The sequence below is a fragment of the Thalassotalea sp. PP2-459 genome, assembly GCF_001913705.1.
GTDB classification, from domain to species: Bacteria; Pseudomonadota; Gammaproteobacteria; order Enterobacterales; family Alteromonadaceae; genus Thalassotalea_C; species Thalassotalea_C hakodatensis.
The window spans coordinates 98,368-116,209 of sequence record NZ_MKQD01000034.1; the positions used below are offsets into that span (position 1 = coordinate 98,368).

General features: G+C 39.7%; 18 protein-coding genes. 14 read left to right on the forward strand and 4 right to left on the reverse strand.

All coding sequences use genetic code 11. The annotated features are described in order from the left end of the window. Positions 1-8 precede the first annotated feature (8 nt). Genes coxB through BI291_RS06725 form a run of 4 tightly spaced genes read left to right on the forward strand, consistent with a single transcriptional unit; the run spans position 9 to position 4,612 of the window. Complete coding sequence (gene coxB / locus BI291_RS06710) at positions 9-1,505, forward strand: cytochrome c oxidase subunit II (protein WP_074497999.1); 1,497 nt, start codon at positions 9-11, stop codon at positions 1,503-1,505. A 12-nt stretch (positions 1,506-1,517) separates the two neighbouring features. After that, positions 1,518-3,107, forward strand: coding sequence for a cytochrome c oxidase subunit I (ctaD, locus tag BI291_RS06715; protein ID WP_074497444.1), 1,590 nt, complete (start codon positions 1,518-1,520; stop codon positions 3,105-3,107). A gap of 47 nt (positions 3,108-3,154) precedes the next feature. After that, positions 3,155-3,697, forward strand: a complete 543-nt coding sequence (locus BI291_RS06720) for a cytochrome c oxidase assembly protein (RefSeq protein WP_074497447.1) — start codon at positions 3,155-3,157, stop codon at positions 3,695-3,697. A 30-nt stretch (positions 3,698-3,727) separates the two neighbouring features. After that, entirely contained in the window at positions 3,728-4,612 is an 885-nt protein-coding gene (locus BI291_RS06725) for a cytochrome c oxidase subunit 3 (RefSeq protein ID WP_074497451.1), read from the forward strand. 28 nt (positions 4,613-4,640) lie between these two features. On the opposite strand, the gene BI291_RS06730 is transcribed toward BI291_RS06725, so the two are convergent. Then, positions 4,641-4,850 carry a DUF2909 domain-containing protein gene (locus BI291_RS06730; protein ID WP_074497455.1) on the reverse strand — a complete coding sequence of 70 codons (210 nt, stop codon included), beginning with the start codon at positions 4,848-4,850 and terminating at the stop codon, positions 4,641-4,643. Positions 4,851-4,883: 33 nt separating this feature from the next. Here BI291_RS06730 and BI291_RS06735 point away from each other — a divergent pair, with 33 nt between their 5' ends. The 5 genes from BI291_RS06735 to BI291_RS06755 are packed head-to-tail and all read left to right on the forward strand — an operon-like array spanning position 4,884 to position 8,775. After that, positions 4,884-5,663, forward strand: coding sequence for an SURF1 family protein (locus tag BI291_RS06735; protein WP_074497458.1), 780 nt, complete (start codon positions 4,884-4,886; stop codon positions 5,661-5,663). After that, entirely contained in the window at positions 5,644-6,204 is a 561-nt protein-coding gene (locus tag BI291_RS06740) for a hypothetical protein (protein WP_074497461.1), read from the forward strand. The genes BI291_RS06735 and BI291_RS06740 overlap by 20 nt, the downstream gene beginning before the upstream one ends. Before the next feature lie 4 nt (positions 6,205-6,208). Continuing rightward, entirely contained in the window at positions 6,209-7,216 is a 1,008-nt protein-coding gene (locus tag BI291_RS06745) for a heme A synthase (RefSeq protein ID WP_254849541.1), read from the forward strand. Positions 7,217-7,227: 11 nt separating this feature from the next. Beyond that, entirely contained in the window at positions 7,228-8,130 is a 903-nt protein-coding gene (cyoE, locus tag BI291_RS06750) for a heme o synthase (RefSeq protein ID WP_074497466.1), read from the forward strand. A gap of 15 nt (positions 8,131-8,145) precedes the next feature. Beyond that, positions 8,146-8,775, forward strand: coding sequence for an SCO family protein (locus BI291_RS06755; protein ID WP_074497470.1), 630 nt, complete (start codon positions 8,146-8,148; stop codon positions 8,773-8,775). A gap of 95 nt (positions 8,776-8,870) precedes the next feature. On the opposite strand, the gene BI291_RS06760 is transcribed toward BI291_RS06755, so the two are convergent. Then, positions 8,871-9,932, reverse strand: coding sequence for a polysaccharide deacetylase family protein (locus BI291_RS06760; protein WP_074497474.1), 1,062 nt, complete (start codon positions 9,930-9,932; stop codon positions 8,871-8,873). A gap of 115 nt (positions 9,933-10,047) precedes the next feature. On the opposite strand from BI291_RS06760, the gene BI291_RS06765 reads away from it, so the two are divergent. Beyond that, positions 10,048-11,370, forward strand: a complete 1,323-nt coding sequence (locus tag BI291_RS06765; protein ID WP_074497479.1) for an MATE family efflux transporter — start codon at positions 10,048-10,050, stop codon at positions 11,368-11,370. Positions 11,371-11,438: 68 nt separating this feature from the next. Here the strand turns inward: BI291_RS06765 and nfuA are convergent, their stop codons facing one another. Continuing rightward, a complete protein-coding gene (nfuA, locus tag BI291_RS06770) occupies positions 11,439-12,017 on the reverse strand; it encodes a Fe-S biogenesis protein NfuA (RefSeq protein ID WP_074497484.1) in 579 nt (192 codons plus the stop codon). Between the two features lie 257 nt (positions 12,018-12,274). Between nfuA and BI291_RS06775 the strand changes: the two genes are divergently transcribed. Next, the gene (locus tag BI291_RS06775; protein WP_074497488.1) at positions 12,275-14,815 is read left to right on the forward strand and encodes a M14 family zinc carboxypeptidase; all 2,541 of its coding nucleotides are present in this window, start codon (positions 12,275-12,277) and stop codon (positions 14,813-14,815) included. Here the strand turns inward: BI291_RS06775 and BI291_RS06780 are convergent. Next, entirely contained in the window at positions 14,812-15,546 is a 735-nt protein-coding gene (locus tag BI291_RS06780; protein WP_083601940.1) for a ComF family protein, read from the reverse strand. The two genes, BI291_RS06775 and BI291_RS06780, sit on opposite strands and share 4 nt — an antisense overlap. Before the next feature lie 58 nt (positions 15,547-15,604). Here BI291_RS06780 and bioH point away from each other — a divergent pair, with 58 nt between their 5' ends. The 3 genes from bioH (at position 15,605) to BI291_RS06795 (ending at position 17,834) form a co-directional block, all read left to right on the forward strand. Then, the gene (bioH, locus tag BI291_RS06785; RefSeq protein ID WP_074497492.1) at positions 15,605-16,387 is read left to right on the forward strand and encodes a pimeloyl-ACP methyl ester esterase BioH; all 783 of its coding nucleotides are present in this window, start codon (positions 15,605-15,607) and stop codon (positions 16,385-16,387) included. Between the two features lie 154 nt (positions 16,388-16,541). Further along, the gene (locus tag BI291_RS06790) at positions 16,542-16,838 is read left to right on the forward strand and encodes a hypothetical protein (protein WP_074497496.1); all 297 of its coding nucleotides are present in this window, start codon (positions 16,542-16,544) and stop codon (positions 16,836-16,838) included. A 3-nt stretch (positions 16,839-16,841) separates the two neighbouring features. Beyond that, entirely contained in the window at positions 16,842-17,834 is a 993-nt protein-coding gene (locus tag BI291_RS06795) for a putative metalloprotease CJM1_0395 family protein (protein WP_074497500.1), read from the forward strand. The last annotated feature ends 8 nt before the right edge of the window (positions 17,835-17,842 follow it).

Below are 17,842 nucleotides of genomic sequence, written 5' to 3' on the forward strand. Positions count from 1 at the left end.
TTCCCGGTATGGCTTGGGCTGATTCAACGTTAAACATGACCCCTGGGGTCACAGAGATAAGTAACGAAGTATACGGACTACACATGTATGCTTTGTATATTTGTACGGGGATAGGTGTTGTTGTATTTGGCGCCATGATCTGGTCAATGATTTTCCATCGAAAGTCGAAAGGCTTTAAACCTGCAACGTTCCATGAAAGCACTAAGGTTGAAGTGTTATGGACAGTAATTCCTATTATCATTTTGATCGCAATGGCATGGCCAGCAACCAATACGTTAATCGCGATGGAAAATAATGATAATTCTGATTTAACCATTCAAGTGACTGGGTCTCAGTGGAAATGGCATTATAAGTATTTTGATCAAGACATTGAATTCTACTCTGTATTATCCACTCCGCGTGAACAGTTCGATAACAGAGCGGGCTTAGGTGACGTAAAAGGCGAAAATTATCTTTTAGAAGTTGATAAACACTTGGTAATTCCAGCCAATAAAAAAGTACGTTTTCTGATCACGTCTGATGATGTAATTCACTCTTGGTGGGTACCGGCATTTGCTGTTAAACAGGATGCCAATCCGGGTTTTATCAACGAAGCATGGGCAAACGTACCTGAACCCGGTATTTATCGCGGGCAATGTGCCGAGTTATGCGGTAAAGATCATGGTTATATGCCTGTGGTTGTTGAAGTAAAAACAGAGCAAGATTACCTTGCTTGGGTTGAAGAACAAAGTCGCCTGAAAGAAGAAGCGAAAGCTGCTGAAGCGGCGTCATTAAATGCATCATTGTCGATGGATGAATTAATGACCTTGGGTGAAACTACATACACCGCTTATTGTGCAGCATGTCATCAACCAAATGGTTTAGGATTACCACCAGCATTCCCAGCATTAAAAGATAGTGCTATCGCGAAAGGCGATGTAAATGCGCACATTGATATTGTGTTTAATGGTAAAGCAGGAACTGGTATGCAAGGTTATGGTAAGCAGCTGAGTTTGAAAGAAATAGCTGCGGTAGTAACTTATGAGCGTAATGCTTGGGATAATAATACTGGCGATACAGTACAAGCCAGTGATGTACAAGCAGCGTCAAGTGGTTCAGAAACCACGACCGAAACTACACCTGTTGAATCTGATGTCACTGAAACAGTTGAGCAAGTTGCACCGCCGGAAGAAGATCTGAGTAAAACTTATTCACTAGAAGAGCTAATGACAAAAGGTGAAGAAGTATATGCAACGCGATGTGCGGCGTGCCACAAAGCGACAGGTGAAGGCTTACCACCAGCATTTCCTTCCTTAATTGGTAGCCCTATTATCACAGGTGATGTGTCTGCCCATATTGATATTGTTGTTAATGGCAGCAAGAAAAACCCAGCGATGGCAGCTTTTAGCAGTCAGTTAACGAAAACAGAAATAGCCGCTGTTATTACTTATGAGCGAAATGCTTGGGGTAATGATTCTGGTGATCTTGTGCAACCCGCCGATGTTGATGCGGCAAGTGCTAAGTAAGGAGGACGAATAATGACTACTGATACTATTCACGACTCGCATGGGCACGATCATCATGATCATAAAATGACGGGTATTAAACGCTGGCTTTATACAACAAACCATAAAGACATAGGTACATTGTATCTATGGTTCTCTTTTATTATGTTATTAGTCGGTGGCGCTTTAGCGATGTTAATTCGCTTAGAGTTGTTCCAACCAGGTTTACAGTTTGTTGAACCAGACTTTTTTAACCAATTAACCACCGTACATGGTTTAATCATGGTATTTGGTGCCATTATGCCAGCCTTTACAGGGTTTGCTAACTGGATGATCCCAATGATGGTAGGGGCGCCAGATATGGCATTACCTCGTATGAATAACTGGAGCTTTTGGATTCTACCTTTTGCTTTTGCTATTTTGCTGTCATCATTTTTTATGGAATCTGGCGCACCAAACTTTGGTTGGACATTCTACGCTCCGCTTTCGACGACATTTTCAAATGGCAGTACAGCATTCTTTGTATTTGCGGTTCATATCATGGGTGTGTCATCCATTATGGGGGCAATCAATGTGATCGTCACTATTATGAATATGAGAGCGCCTGGTATGACATATATGAAGATGCCGCTATTTGTGTGGACATTCTTTATCACCGCCTATCTATTGATAGCCGTAATGCCAGTACTAGCCGGCGTGGTAACCATGGTGTTAACCGATACCTATTTTGGTACTAGCTTTTTTGATGCTGCTGGTGGTGGTGACCCAGTTATGTTCCAACATATCTTTTGGTTCTTTGGGCATCCAGAAGTATACATCATGATATTACCGGCTTTCGGTATTGTATCTACGATTATTCCTACTTTTGCGCGTAAAAAGCTCTTTGGTTACAGCTCAATGGTATACGCAACTGCATCTATTGCCTTTTTATCGTTTATTGTATGGGCGCATCACATGTTTACCACGGGTATGCCATTATTTGGTGAGCTGTTTTTCATGTATTGCACCATGCTGATTGCCGTACCAACAGGGGTTAAAGTGTTTAACTGGGTAGCCACGATGTGGCGAGGCGCAATGACGTTTGAAATACCGATGTTGTTCTCATTGGCGTTTGTTATTTTATTTACTATTGGTGGTTTTTCTGGATTAATGCTGGCATTAACACCTGTAGATTTCCAATACCATGATACGTATTTTGTAGTAGCGCATTTCCATTATGTCTTGGTAACAGGTTCATTATTTTCAATTTATGCTGGCGCATATTATTGGTTACCTAAATGGACCGGCCATATGTACAACGATAAGTGGAGTAAAGCACATTTTTGGTGTTCGTTAATTTCAGTCAATATTTTGTTTTTCCCAATGCACTTTTTAGGCTTAGCGGGCATGCCTCGACGTATTCCTGATTACGCGCTGCAATTTGCTGACTTTAATAAATGGGTGAGTATTGGTGGTTTTGCGTTTGGCTTATCACAGCTAATTTTCTTAGTGGTCGTGATTAAGTGTATTCGCGGTGGAAAAAAAGCGGAAGCAAACCCTTGGGAAGCTACCGAAGGCTTAGAGTGGACCGTTGCAAGTCCTGCGCCTTATCACACTTTTGAAACACCACCAAAAATTGATTAATCGATAGTGGATAACGAGTAATAGTTTAGCAACAGTAAGGAGAAAATATGTCTAAAGGTACAGATCAAAATATTCAAAAAACGGTGAAAAAGCTTATGCTGATCGTTTTTGCAATGTTTGGTTTTGGCTTTGCTATGGTGCCTTTATATGATGTGTTTTGTGATATTACTGGTTTAAATGGCAAAACGTCTAATGTTGCTGCACAAGAGAATCAAGCGGGTATTGATAAAAGCCGCTTGATCACTGTGCAGTTTATTAGTCATTTGTCTAAAGGGATCCCATGGAAATTTGAGCCAATGGTTAAGGAAATCAAGGTGCATCCAGGGGAAATGAAACTCGTTAAATTTTATGCGAAAAATGAAGCCGCTCATGACATCATCGGACAAGCAGTACCTTCTGTTTCTCCGGGAAGAGCGGCTATTTATTTTCAAAAAATAGAGTGTTTTTGTTTTAACCAACAACCTTTAAAAGCGCAAGAAGATGTGGAAATGGCATTACAGTTTTATGTTGATACTGAGCTGCCAAAAGAAGTCAGTACCATCACCTTGTCTTATACTTTATTTGATATTACTGGTCGAATTGAGTCATAACGGTTAACGCGAGATCACAGGGGAAAAAAGATGACAACAAAAGAATATGAATCTTATTATGTGCCCGCCAAAAGCCATTGGCCTATTGTTGGTGCTGTAGCTTTATTTTTAATTGCCGTTGGTGCAGCAAATTACGTCACTGACCTTAAAAATGAGCAATCTGGTTTCGGCGGCTATATTTTAATAGCGGGTATCGCACTTGTTATTTATATGGTTTATGGCTGGTTTAGTAATGTGATCACCGAATCGATGGCAGGTAAATATAGCCATCAAATGGACACCTCATTTCGTCAAGGTATGAGTTGGTTTATTTTTTCAGAAGTGATGTTTTTCGCCGCCTTTTTTGGTGCACTTTTTTATGCGCGTATGTATTCCGTGCCTTGGTTAGGCGGTGATGGCAATAATGCCATGACCTTCGAAGTATTGTGGCCTGAATTTACTGCTCAGTGGCCACTCATAGCAACACCAGATGGCACAACAACCACAGCAATGGGTTGGTATGGTTTACCACTGATCAATACGGTTTTACTATTAACATCATCTGTTACTGCGCATTTTGCACATGTTGCCTTAGAAAAAGATAATCGTGGACAACTAAAATTTTGGTTAGGTTTTACTATTTTATTAGGGGTCGTTTTCCTTTATTGCCAAGGCCTTGAGTACGCCCATGGTTATGCAGAAGAAATGAAGCTCTACTTAACCAGCGGTATATATGGCAATACCTTTTATTTACTGACCGGATTCCATGGTATGCACGTTACTTTGGGAACTGTGATGTTGATCGTGATGTTTATACGCATCATGAAGGGGCATTTTACGCCAAAAAATCACTTTGCTTTTCAAGCAACCAGTTGGTACTGGCACTTCGTTGATGTAGTGTGGGTAATATTGTTTGTGTTTGTCTATATTATCTAAAATTAATGGCACGCTGAGCGTGCCATTTTTAATATGGGCGAGGGTTTGGTGTGATCACACCTGTTAAAACCCCAACAAGTAATAACAACACAATCACAACAGAAGTCATCACGCGACGTCCAATAAACTTCGACATACTGGGCTTATTGGGGTCGTTTTTACTCATCAAGCGTAGTGCTTGAAATAGGTTATAAATCATATATATGAGTAAGCCTATAATAATTACCTTGATGATCATTGTTCCCTCTATTTAATTATCTATCGGTGTTGTATGAAGGTAGCAAAATTAAAAGATTATTTATATCAGTTAAATTGGCTATTGGTCACTTTAACTTTGCTAGTCTTTATTGGATTAATCAAGCTTGGTTTGTGGCAGGTATCAAGAGCGGTTGAAAAAGAACAACGTATCGAACGTATCGCTGACATACAACAAAAAGAACAGCATTCGTTAGTCAGTATATTGTCGTTGATAGATGATGAAAATATTAATGATTTACCCGTAGCAGTTGTTGGCCGCTTTGATAGTAAGCACGTTTTTTTGCATGACAATCAAACCCATCAAGGGCAGGTTGGTTACCGCGTTTTACAAGTATTAACCAGCGAATATGGTAGTGTGTTAGTGAATTTGGGCTGGATAAAAGGTGATAGAAGTAGGCAAGCGTTACCAATAATTAATCCTGTTGAGGGAACCCACAAGATCAATGGGCATATCAGAATGCTTGAATCCGGATTTATTTTATCGGAACAAGTTTTTTCAAACGTTAGTTGGCCGTTAATTGCTCAACAAGTCAATTTGAATAAATTTTCACAATTAATTGGTCAAAAACTGTTGCCCTTTGTCATTTACTTAGATAAAACAGAGAGCATAGGATTTGAAAAAAACTGGCAACCTATCGTGATGCCACCTGAAAAACATCGGGGTTATGCTTTTCAGTGGTTCTCGTTAGCACTTGCTTGGCTTGTGTTAATGCTAAGTGCCAGTATTTGGTTTTATAACAATAAAATCGACAATAATAATAAAAAGGATCCCAATGTCAGCAGTAAAAAATAAAAGGGCACGACAAGCTTTTATCATAGTCATCGTAGTCTTTGCTTTGCCTGTAATACTCGCAAAATTAGCACTACACTTTCAGTGGTTTGATTCAGGTGTCACCAATTATGGGCAATTATTTGCATCGGAAAAGTCGTTAACTGATTTAGCGCTAGACCAAGAAGCCATCAAAGAACAATGGTTGTTACTGTATTATCCGAATAAAAACTGTCAACAAGTTTGCCAACATGCGTTAACCACGATTAATAGTACTTATGTGTTGTTGGGGAAAGAAATTCCACGAGTAACGCCTATTATACTTACCGATACCGTATTTTTTGACAATCACCGCGATAAACTCACTCACCATAAATGGCAAAACTGGTCGTTAACAAAAGAAGCGGCATTAGAGCTGAGTGAAGGCGATGTGGTTATTGTTGATCCGCTAGGAAATTTGGTGGTGAAGCATTTAACCCCTAGCGAAGATAGTGAGATAGTGTCGATGGGTAAAAAACTACTTGCTGACATGAAAAAGCTTTTAAAATATTCGAGAGTGGGGTAACGCTATGCAAGATAAGAATATTGTTACTATTCGGAAGCTTGTTTTTATCAGCATTTTGTTGGCAATTTTGGTTGTGAGTTTAGGTGCTTATACCCGATTAACTCATGCTGGACTTGGCTGTCCTGATTGGCCTGGTTGCTATGGACATTTAGATGTGCCGAATACTGAAGCACAAATCGCGAAAGCTGAACTCGCCTTTCCTGATCGTCCTGTTGAACCGCATAAAGCATGGAATGAAATGATCCATCGCTATTTTGCTGGCACGTTAGGGTTATTAATTTTAGCAATAGCATTGTTAAGCGTTAGAGCGAGAAATGCAGGCGCGCCAGTCTTTTTACCCACACTTATTTTATGCGTAGTCATTTTTCAAGCAGCACTGGGAATGTGGACTGTCACCATGAAATTAATGCCGATTGTGGTGATGGGGCATTTAATCGGTGGTTTTACCACGCTATGTTTGTTGTTCTTACTTTATTTACGATTAAAACCCTATCGTGTACCTGGTGGTGACCCTGCCATTAGAAAATATGCTCGTTATGGCATTATTGGCTTGGTATTACTGACAGGACAAATAGCGTTAGGAGGTTGGACATCGTCTAATTATGCGGCACTCGTGTGCACAGAGTTACCTATATGTCAGGGAAATTGGAGTGAGGAGTTAACCTTTGAAGACTCATTTGATTTAATACCACCTGAACGAGAAAGCTATGAGTTTGGTCATTTACAGCATGATGAAAGAGTGACGATACATGTCATGCATCGCTTTGGTGCTATTCTTGTTAGTGTGTATTTATTATGGCTAGTCTTTACTATTTTCACCAAAGCGCAAAGCCAATTTTTTAAACGTTGTGCGCTTGGTTTATTGGCAACATTATTGCTGCAAATAGGGTTAGGTGTCAGTAATGTTGTCTTGTCATTACCATTGTTTATTGCAGTGAGTCATAATGTTGTGGCTGCTTGCCTAATGTTAATGTTGATTTTGCTGACATACAGCTTAAAACGTAAAACGTAGGGGAAAGTAATATGACATCAGCACAAAATGCCATTGAGCGTACTACATCGGCGTCGTGGCGAGATTACTATGAAATTACTAAGCCTCGTGTTGTTGCGTTGTTAGTACTTACTGCGCTTGTTGGTATGTGTTTGTCTGTGCCGGGTGCAATTCCATGGCAAGTGCTAATTCCTTCGATAATTGGCATTGGCTTTTTATCTTCTGCAGCAGCGGCAATTAATCATATTGTTGATGAAAGAATAGACAGTGTCATGGCACGGACACATAATCGGCCTGTTGCTACTGGCCGGTTAACAACGACACAAGCCACTATTTTTGCCGCGCTATTGGCGTTAGCTGGTTTTGTTATGCTGTATTTCTTAGTGAATCCATTAACGGCTTGGTTAACGCTTTCAGGGCTTGTGGGTTATAGCTTTGTTTATACGATGTATTTAAAACGTGCAACGCCACAAAACATAACCATTGGCGGGCTTGCTGGTGCTATTCCTCCTTTACTTGGCTGGACAGCGGTGACCAATGAAATTCATCCGCATGCATTATTATTAGTGTTGCTTATTTTTACCTGGACACCACCGCATTTTTGGGCACTAGCTATTCATCGTAAAGATGATTATGCCAAAGTAAACATTCCCATGTTACCGGTTACGCATGGCATCAGCTTTACTAAAACGCAGATATTGTTGTACACCATTTTATTGTTTGTTGTTGGTCTACTACCTTATCTTGTTGGCATGAGTAATTGGCTGTATCTGGTAGGAGCTATAGTGCTTAACTTGATATTTTTTGTGTATGCATGGAAATTAAAGTTTAATGCTGATGATAATACGGCAATGGACACTTTTAAGTTTTCTATCATCCACTTAATGTTATTATTTATTATTTTATTGGTAGATCACTACCTGTTACCGGTTTAGCGAAAGGGCATCGTTGTGAATAAGTTATTGGTTGTTATTGTGGCTGTTATCGCGCTGGTTAGCGGTATATTTATCTATAAATCAGCGTTTAATAAGGTTCAGCCTGAATTTTCATTGTATTATCAAACCCCTCGAGTTATTCAACCGTTTACAATGACTAAACATACTGGTGAACAATTCAGTAATACACAATTAAAAAATAAATGGTCGTGGGTGTTTTTTGGTTATACTTCCTGCCCTGATGTGTGTCCAACAACGCTACAAGAACTAAACTTTCGTTATGATGATTTAAAAGCTGTCGCTGATAATACTCAGGTAATATTAGTGTCGGTTGATCCGCAGCGTGACTCAGCAGCACGTTTAGCAAAATATATTGCTTATTTTAATCAAGAGTTTATTGCGTTAACGGCGGATCATGCATCGTTATTTCCATTTGCCCGAAATTTAGGCTTAATGTATGCCATTTCAGATGAGGCACAAAGTTCAAGTTATTTAGTCGATCATAGCGCGTCAATTGTGTTAATTAATCCTCAAGGTAAAATTGCGGCAATCTTCAAACCTAAGCATGAGCTAGGACAAGTACCGATTATCTCTGGAGATGAATTAGTGAGCGACTTCGCTAAAATCGTAGAACTTGAAGGCTAGTGCCATAGAGCGTATCCGTTCTGAATTGGTGACTTATGCTCAAGGTAAACCGTAAGCCACCTTAAACTTGTTGTAGATTTAAAAAGAAACAGTTTTTAATGCGGATACCAACTGCCGTCTTCGTTTAAAATAAACCACGGTTTAGAATACCAGTAGTAACGTCCAGGCTGGCTAATACTTGGCGCAGTACAGTTACTACGCACTCTGCCACTGGGCAACGTTTCGGTAAAGGTAATTGACAATTGTTTATCCTCTAACCATTTAACGGGTTGCTTGCCAACACTGGTGACATAACAATTAAGTTGCTCAGTTCGAATATCATCGCTATTAATTGTCATGGTGACATTTTTTAATGCACCTTTCGTGTAAATGGTTTGTGCATCTTGATCAGATAGTGTCACCGAGAGTGGTAGTGAGTGTAACTTATCTTTTAAGCTAGATAACTTGTCGTATGGTTGCGAAGCCGGAAACCTCGGTATGCTGGTTAAATCAGTATCTTGGCCAACAGCGCCACTTTGCTGCGAGAAAGCAATAAATTGATTTTGCTCTAGCAGTTGTTGGATACGTGGAGAAAATTCACCGTAAGGATAAGCAAAGTATTGCCAAGATTGCCCTGTTTCAGTTTTTATTTTCGCTTCTGCTTTTTTGAGTAAAGCGATTTTCTGAGCGAGCCAGGTATTGAAGTTAGTGTCTTTTGGAACGCGCGTCCATGATTCATGCTCAAAGCCATGATTGGCGATCATGACGCCATCATCTGCCATTGCTTTTAACTGTGACCACGATAAATAATGCGGCGAACCTTTATCAACAATGCCCGGGTTAATAAAAATAGTAAACGGAAATTGATGTTGATCGAGAATGGGTTTGGCATTTTCTAAAATGTTTAAATATGCATCATCAAAGGTGATAACAACGCTTTTATTTGGCAAAGGTTGTTGTTGTTTTATCGCATCAACAACTTCGTTTAGCGGAAGTACGGTAAAGTCATTGTCAGCTAAATATTGCATATGTTTAGCAAACTGTTGCGGCGAAATGCTGGTGCTTTTTGGTGTATCGTCACTAACGTGGTGATATTGTAAAATAACACTTGCATTAGTAGAGTACGTAAATAAACAAGTTGCGAGCAGCCCTAACAACATTGAGGTAAATGATTTCATATAATTAGCTTACCTATTGGTGAATTACTGATATAGTTTAACATCATCTTTCCTGTGTCTCGAACTGAATACCCATTGTTTATAACTTTTACTTTTTACCTTTCGATGAATTGATATGGCAACAGTTACTCACCGCCAACTTTTTGCGTTAGCGATCCCTATGATACTGTCTAATATTACTGTGCCCTTGTTAGGCTTAGTAGATACAGCTGTTATTGGGCACTTGTCTCATGCTTATTATCTTGGCGGTAGCTCCGTTGGGGCGATGATAGTGACTGTGATCACTTGGCTGTGTGGCTTCCTTCGCATGTCTACTACGGGCCTTTCTGCTCAAGCATATGGTAAACAAGACGTTGCGCAAAGCTGTAAAGTATTAGTCAAAGGAGTGGTGTTAGCCGTTGCGATAGCGTTGGTTGTATTAATTTTTCAACAAGCCTACATATCCCTCGCGATTGAACTTGCAGGTGCAAGTGAACAAGTGGCTTTTTATGCACGCGAATACGCAGAGATTAGGATTTGGGGTTTGCCAGCAGCGTTGATAAATCTTGTATTGATAGGGTGGCTGCTGGGGAATCATCAAGCTAAAGCGGTGATGTGGCTATTAATCATTACCAATATGATTAATTTACTGCTCGATTTGTTATTCGTGGTGGTTTTTGATTGGCAAGTCAAAGGCGTTGCTTACGCGACACTAATCGCTGAATATTCATCCTTACTAATTGCTACGGTAATCGTATTCTATTATCAAAAAGCTTATTGGCGTCAGCTTACTTGGCAGATAGTTTCCCAATATTTATCTTTGGTAACCTTGAAGCAATATTTAGCGCTAAATCGAGATATTTTAATACGTACTTTATCTTTACAAGCTTGTTTTGTTTTTATTACCTTTCAAGGAGCACGATTAGGCGATAATGTTGTTGCAGCTAATGCAATTTTGATGAACTTTTTACTGTTTATCTCGTTTGGTTTAGACGGTATAGCGAATGCAGCAGAAGTATTAGTCGGTAAGGCAAAAGGCGCACATAAACCAAAAATGCTAAATGATGTAGTGAAAATGAGCTTACTATGGACATTAATCTTTGCTGTGGCTTATTGTTTAGTATTTTTTATCGCGGGTCATTGGATGATCCGTCTCATTTCAAATATAGAGCCGGTGGTTAACTTTGCTGAGCAATTTATTGGCTGGATTATTATCTTACCCATTGTGGCTTGTTGGAGCTATTTATATGACGGAATTTATATTGGGCTAACACAAGCAAAAACAATGCGAAATAGCATGGTGTTTTCTACATTTGGTGTGTTTTTTCCGAGCTGGTTCATCTTTCAACACTTAGGAAATCATGGCTTATGGTTAGCTTTTACGCTCTTTATGGCAGCAAGAGGAATTGCATTAGCTATTGATTACCATCGCAAAGGTGCACGTTACCTTCAGCCATAAAAAAGCCGAGTGTCTTGTACTCGGCTAATAACAGGCGTAGATAAATACTTAACCTGAGCTCAGGTTAGTTAGTAGTATGAGTGCTCACCTCTTTCGTGCTCTGTCATATCTTTAACCCCTTTAATTTCGTCACCCATCATGTCGATTAGCTGTTTTTCAATGCCGTCTTTTACCGTAACGTCGATTTGACTACAACCATTACAGCCGCCGCCAAATTGTAAAACGGCATAACCGTCGTCAGTAATTTCCATTAACGTACATTCTCCGCCATGGCCGGCTAATTGAGGATTTACTTCGGCTTTAATGAAGTAATCAATTCGGTCGAAAAGTGGAGCATCGTCAGCGACCTTTCGTAATTTAGCGTTAGGTGCTTTTAAAGTAAGTTGCGAGCCCATTTGGTCAGATACGAAGTCGATTTCGGCGTCTTCTAAAAAAGGTTTACTGTCTGCGTCAATGTAGGCTGAAAAACCTTCAAACGACATCTTAATATCTTCAGGCTCTACTGCATCAGCAGGACAATATGAGACACCACATTCTGCGCTGGCAGTTCCTGGGTTAACAACAAATACCCGAATACTCGTGCCTTCAGCTTGTTGTTCTAGCAGTTTAACGAAATGTGCTTGAGCATTTTCTGAAATGGTGATCATAATCTTTGTACACTCTTACTAATTGGAAAATGAAATAGCGGTATACCTGAGTAATTTAGTCAAGTATGACACCATTTTACTCTTGATAGACGCGATCTTCCAGTGGTGTTTTATTTGTCGGTAATATTTTCATCGATGAAATTAAGAATAGAGTTAAAAAAGAGATAACGATCAAAGCTTTTTGGCGCTATGAACTGGATGGGCGTAGAAGAGTTTGTTATGTTGTTGAAGTCAAAAATTATGGGAATTTATCTACAATGCGCATTCAAATTTTATTACTTGCCGTGCTGGTTACATGTTTTAGCGTTGCCGTTCAAGCAAAAAAAGTTACCGGCTATTTACCGAATCATGTTTTTTTGGAAGAGATTGACACGCCAGAAAAACACTTAGGATTTGAATTGGGCGAGCGCCATATTCGTCATGATCAACTGGTGCAATACATGGCAAAAGTAGCGGAACAATCTAGCCGAGTGCTGCTTACTGATATTGGTTTTACCCAAGAAATGCGTCGTCAGGTGTTAGTGACTATTTCATCAGAAGAAAATTTAAAAAACTTGCCTTCATTGCTACAACAAAAAACTAAAGGTGATAGTGAAAATGACCCGGTAGTTGTCTGGTTAGGTTATTCAGTACACGGCGACGAAATTAGTGGTGCTAATGCATCGTTAGCTGTGGCGTATTATTTAGCGGCTAGTCAAAATAAAGCGGTTAAAGATATGCTTGCTGACACGGTGATTGTTTTAGAACCAAGCATGAACCCTGATGGTATGGACAGGTTTACAAATTGGGTAAATATGCACCGTGGTACAACACCCAATGCTGATCCTAATCATATTGAACATCATCAAGACTGGCGTTCTGGTAGAACTAACCACTTTGGCTTTGATTTAAACCGCGACTGGTTGTTACTGTCGCAAAAAGAAAGCCGCAACCGCATTCCATATTTTCACCAATATCAACCTCATGTGCTAGGTGACTTCCACGAGATGGGTGCAAACAGTAGTTTTTTCTTTCAGCCAGGTATTCCAACAAGAACACACCCACTAACACCCAAACGTAATACAGAGCTGACGCAATTGATGGCGACCTTCCACAGTGCCGCCTTAGACGCTGAAAATAGACTTTATTACAGCCAAGAAAATTTTGATGATTTCTATTATGGCAAAGGTTCAACGTATCCTGACATCAATGGCGGTGTAGGTATATTATTTGAACAAGCAAGTAGCCGAGGTTACCAACAACAGAGCATAAATGGCTTACTGACCTTCGAATATGGTGTTAAAAATCAAGTATTGACCTCTTTGTCTACGATTCAAGGTGCATGGGAAAGCAGAGATACTTTCAGAAAATATCGTGCAAAATTTTATGACGAGGCAATGCAAGCCGCTAAAGATGAGAAAATTAATGGCTATATTATTTCTGAAGCGCACGATACGCAGCGTTTAGAACATTTTCTCGATAAATTAGCTTTACATCAAATCGATGTTTATCCGCTAACAAAAGATTATCGTCTTGATGATACAACCTATGCGAAAAATACAAGTTTTTATGTGCCGCTAGCACAAAAACAGTATCGCGTTATCCAAGCGTTGTTTAGTCAAGGCACTAACTTCCAAGACAATACCTTCTATGATGTCTCTGGTTGGACTATGCCATTAGCCATGGATATTGACTTTGCGCCGGTTAAACGAAGCAGAGGCCTAGCATTAGCAGAAAACACGTGGCAACAAACACAAAATACTGTTAAACCAGTAGATCCAAATGCTTATGCCTATGCATTTGAATGGCACCATATGTATTCAGCTAAGCTGCTTAATAATGTATTAACGAACAATATTAAAGCACGAGTAGCAACGAAACCGTTCGCTTCAACGATTAATGGTAAGGTAAAGCAGTTTTCATCTGGTACTATCGTTATTCCAGCAGGAATTCAACAGGCTAAACAATGGCGTGATCTTGTTGCTCAGCTTAGTAAAGATACTGGTATTGACATGTTCAATATTGATACAGGTCTGACTATTCAAGGGATTGATTTAGGTTCTCGTTCAATGCATGCGTTATCACCGGTTAAGCCTTTATTAGTTGGTGGCAAGGGAAGTTCACAATACGAAGCTGCTGAATTACGCTTTTATATTGATGACATGCTAAACATTCCTTTAACGGTTGTAGAGCAAACACGTTTATCAAGAATTGATCTTTCAGATTACACGCACATCTTGTTAGTTGATGGAAACTATAAAGGTTTAAGTAAGAAATTTGTTGAAAATTTCAAGCGCTGGTTAACAAATGGCGGTACCGTTTTTGCTCAAAAACGTGCTGCTCAATGGTTAGCCGAAGAAGAAATATTGAAAGTGAAAATGGTTAAGAAAAGCGTGATAAATGATTTATTCACTACCGATAGCTTGACTTATCAAGATAAAGAAAGTTTATCGGCACGTAAACGTATAGCAGGTGCAATCTTTCAATCAACATTAGATTTAAGTCACCCATTAACTTACGGTTTTAATAATGAGGGTTTACCGTTATTTAAAAACAGTACGCTAATTATGGAGCAAGCAGACGCTGCATTTAATACGGTGGCAAGTTACACACCTACACCGTTATTAAGCGGTTATACCGATAAAAACTTAGTTAATAAAATTGCACGTACTCCAGCATTAGTTGCTCACAATGTAGGGCGTGGGCGTGTTATTGCAACGCCAAATGTATTGGCTTTTAGGGGGTATTGGATGGGTAGTGCTCGATTGATTTCGAATAGCTTGTTCTTTTCAAAAGCATTTAGCGCTTCAGCAAATTAATGCTCAGGTAAAGATAGGCTGATTGCCAAGATGGTAATTGACTGAACTCCATGTTGCTTTAACAACTGGCTTATTGTGTTTACGGTAGAGCCAGTTGTTACCACATCATCAAATAATACGATATGTTTAGGCAATGAAACTTCTTCATTAAACATAAAATCTTGCGCCATTAGCCGTCGTCGCTCTTTACCTGAATATCCTACCTGACTCTTTTGTTGTTCTACTCTATATAAAGCATGGGGTAAATATTGACAGCCAATGTGTTTGGCAAATCGCCGAGCAATTAAATGACTTTGATTATAGCCGCGTTGCTGCCATTTTTTAATATGGCTGGGTACGACTAACAAGGTGGTTTCTTGTGAAACGACTTGGCAAGTTTTATTAGTAGTAATAAGCAATTTTGCTAATAGTTTGCTTAATTCAAATCTATTATGAAATTTAAGTTGCGGTAGCCACTGATTGAATGGAAAAACATACGGGGCTACACACACAAGTTGATCAAAATCACGTCTCGGAAATAAACGATCGATAGCGGGCCAATATAATAAATTTGTTCCAGATAATGAGTAATTAAATAGCGGTAAATCATTGACACAATGATGGCAAAGTAAGGGGATAGCAACAGGCTGTTGATGACATAAATCACAACTACCAAGAGAGAGCAAAAGCTGCTGATAATGGTGCATGCAACGATTGATAATGCTGTTATTGTAATATTGTAAAAATTCCATTTAACGATATCTTTAAGTAAACTATGCCCTTTAACTGTTAAGGGCTTACGCTAAAAGCATGGCAAATAAATCAGATTTTGCGAGTCAAAAACAAGATGTACCCATTGTATTTATTCATGGCTGGGGGTTAAATGCAGGGGTTTGGCAACCATTGGCAGAAACGTTAGCGGATAAATTTCGTATTATCACTGTTGATTTACCTGGTTATGGAGAAAATCATCAACAGTTGTGTTCGCCCTATTCATTAACAAACATAGCAGAAAAAATTTGCCAAACTATTAATGAACCCGCGGTGTATGTAGGTTGGTCGCTTGGTGGTTTAGTTGCCAATCAAATTGCGCTTGAATACCCCAGTCTTGTAACCGGTTTAGTGAATGTAGCGAGTACGCCATGTTTTTTACAACAAGATAATTGGCGAGGAATTCAACCCACGGTGCTAACAAACTTTCATCGCCAATTAGCACAGGATACGCAGAAAACCATTGACAGCTTTTTAAAAATTCAAGCCATGGGTAGTCCGCATATTCGACAAGATATCAAACGAATTCGAACATTAATTATGCAATACCCGATGGCGAATAAAAACACGCTAATGCATTCTTTAACTTTGTTAGAAACAACAGATCAGCGCAATAAGTTAATTAACATTAAATGTCCGTATTTACGAATGTATGGCAAACTTGACGGGTTAGTCCCCAAAGAGGTGATAGCTAATATTGCCAGATTAGCACCAACCAGTGAGCAAGTTATTTTTGAACAATCATCGCATGCCCCCTTTATCAGTGAGTTATCGTCGTTTACTGACCAGCTACAAACATGGTTAGAAAAAGTAACAAATTAACGGTAATACAACGTACCGACTAAATGCCGCATATTCCACGCAACGCTTTACATTTTGGCTTGTTTGGTTAATAATTAAACAGATTGTATTTGAGCTAGTATCAGCGGTCTTATTACCATGAATATTTGGTAAATGTGATATTAAGGAGAAGTAAATGAACATTGATTCTGCGTTTAATTCAGGCTTACAAGGGTTTCAAAAAGCAACTGAAACGGCTAATCAGGCTGCATCAGACATAGCAAGAGCTGTGGGATACAACCCAGAAGAGCCTACCTTAGGTCAGCAAGAAAATGACAACATGATGAACCAAAATACTGGTTCAGGTGAGTTAGCTGATTTGAATAAATCTATTGTGGAAATGCGAGTGGCAGAACATCAAGCAAAAGCTTCTGCTAATGTCATTCAGACGGCTGATGAAAACCTTGGCACGTTACTAGATGTTAGCGTATAACGAATGAACATTACGACGCATACTGCGAATATTCCTGTCCCGACGGTTACCAATCCGCCAACGGAAGCATTGCGTCGTGATAATGTGCAACGTGAAATTATCACGCAACCTGCTGCAGCTCAACAATCGGCAAGAGAGCAAGGCGCTGCATCGGAGAGAGAACGCGCAAGAACACCAGCCCAAAATAATGAACAAATTGATTTTGAACAACTGCGCAAACAAGCTGAGAAAGAAAGCTCTACTATCACTGAAGATGGCACGAGTGATTCAGATAACAAAGACTCTTCACAGCAAGATTCTTCACAGCAAGACTCTTCACCGCAAGGTAATCAAGCATCAAAGAATAACACAGATAATCAACAAACGTCGCCCGATGACAGTGAAGATAACGCCTCCGAAACAGATGTTGCTGATCAGCAACTAATTCGAGAATTACAAAATCGTGATAAAGAAGTGCGTTCGCACGAACAGGCACATGCTACGGCTGGTGGTGCTTATACCGGAGCGCCAAGTTATAGTTTTGAAGTGGGTCCTGATGGAAAAAAATATGCGGTAGAAGGAGAGGTATCCGTGGATTTATCGCCAATAAAAGGTGATCCACAAGCTACGATAGCTAAGCTACAAAAAGTATATAATGCCGCATTAGCGCCGGCAAACCCTTCTATACAAGACAGTCGGGTAGCAAATAAAGCCGCACAGCTTATCGCACAAGCACAATCTGAACTGTACGAAATAACTCAATCAGCGATAAATGCTACAAGCAGTGAGCGTGTTGTTGTTGATACCAGTGAGCGTTTTGCATATAACAATGCAGAGGAGGTGTCAGATAATGATTTTGATCAGCGGCTTCAACAAACACTTAATGCTCAAGAAGACATTGCACCTAATAGACCTGCTAAAGTAGAAAAGGCAGCTGTTGTGATTGAAAGTCTCTATAGTAATGTTCACAGTGCTTATGAGCAGCCATCTCGCTCTCAATTTGAGTTAACGGCATAATTTTTATC

Bases quoted from the DNA above. Each gene is read 5' to 3' on its own strand.
- coxB (WP_074497999.1), top strand. From the start codon at position 9: ATGGCTTGGGCTGATTCAACGTTAAACATGACCCCTGGGGTCACAGAG.
- ctaD (WP_074497444.1), top strand. From the start codon at position 1,518: ATGACTACTGATACTATTCACGACTCGCATGGGCACGATCATCATGAT.
- BI291_RS06720 (WP_074497447.1), top strand. From the start codon at position 3,155: ATGTCTAAAGGTACAGATCAAAATATTCAAAAAACGGTGAAAAAGCTT.
- BI291_RS06725 (WP_074497451.1), top strand. From the start codon at position 3,728: ATGACAACAAAAGAATATGAATCTTATTATGTGCCCGCCAAAAGCCAT.
- BI291_RS06730 (WP_074497455.1), bottom strand. From the start codon at position 4,850: ATGATCATCAAGGTAATTATTATAGGCTTACTCATATATATGATTTAT.
- BI291_RS06735 (WP_074497458.1), top strand. From the start codon at position 4,884: ATGAAGGTAGCAAAATTAAAAGATTATTTATATCAGTTAAATTGGCTA.
- BI291_RS06740 (WP_074497461.1), top strand. From the start codon at position 5,644: ATGTCAGCAGTAAAAAATAAAAGGGCACGACAAGCTTTTATCATAGTC.
- BI291_RS06745 (WP_254849541.1), top strand. From the start codon at position 6,209: ATGCAAGATAAGAATATTGTTACTATTCGGAAGCTTGTTTTTATCAGC.
- cyoE (WP_074497466.1), top strand. From the start codon at position 7,228: ATGACATCAGCACAAAATGCCATTGAGCGTACTACATCGGCGTCGTGG.
- BI291_RS06760 (WP_074497474.1), bottom strand. From the start codon at position 9,932: ATGAAATCATTTACCTCAATGTTGTTAGGGCTGCTCGCAACTTGTTTA.
- BI291_RS06765 (WP_074497479.1), top strand. From the start codon at position 10,048: ATGGCAACAGTTACTCACCGCCAACTTTTTGCGTTAGCGATCCCTATG.
- nfuA (WP_074497484.1), bottom strand. From the start codon at position 12,017: ATGATCACCATTTCAGAAAATGCTCAAGCACATTTCGTTAAACTGCTA.
- BI291_RS06775 (WP_074497488.1), top strand. From the start codon at position 12,275: ATGCGCATTCAAATTTTATTACTTGCCGTGCTGGTTACATGTTTTAGC.
- BI291_RS06780 (WP_083601940.1), bottom strand. From the start codon at position 15,546: ATGGAATTTTTACAATATTACAATAACAGCATTATCAATCGTTGCATG.
- bioH (WP_074497492.1), top strand. From the start codon at position 15,605: ATGGCAAATAAATCAGATTTTGCGAGTCAAAAACAAGATGTACCCATT.
- BI291_RS06790 (WP_074497496.1), top strand. From the start codon at position 16,542: ATGAACATTGATTCTGCGTTTAATTCAGGCTTACAAGGGTTTCAAAAA.
- BI291_RS06795 (WP_074497500.1), top strand. From the start codon at position 16,842: ATGAACATTACGACGCATACTGCGAATATTCCTGTCCCGACGGTTACC.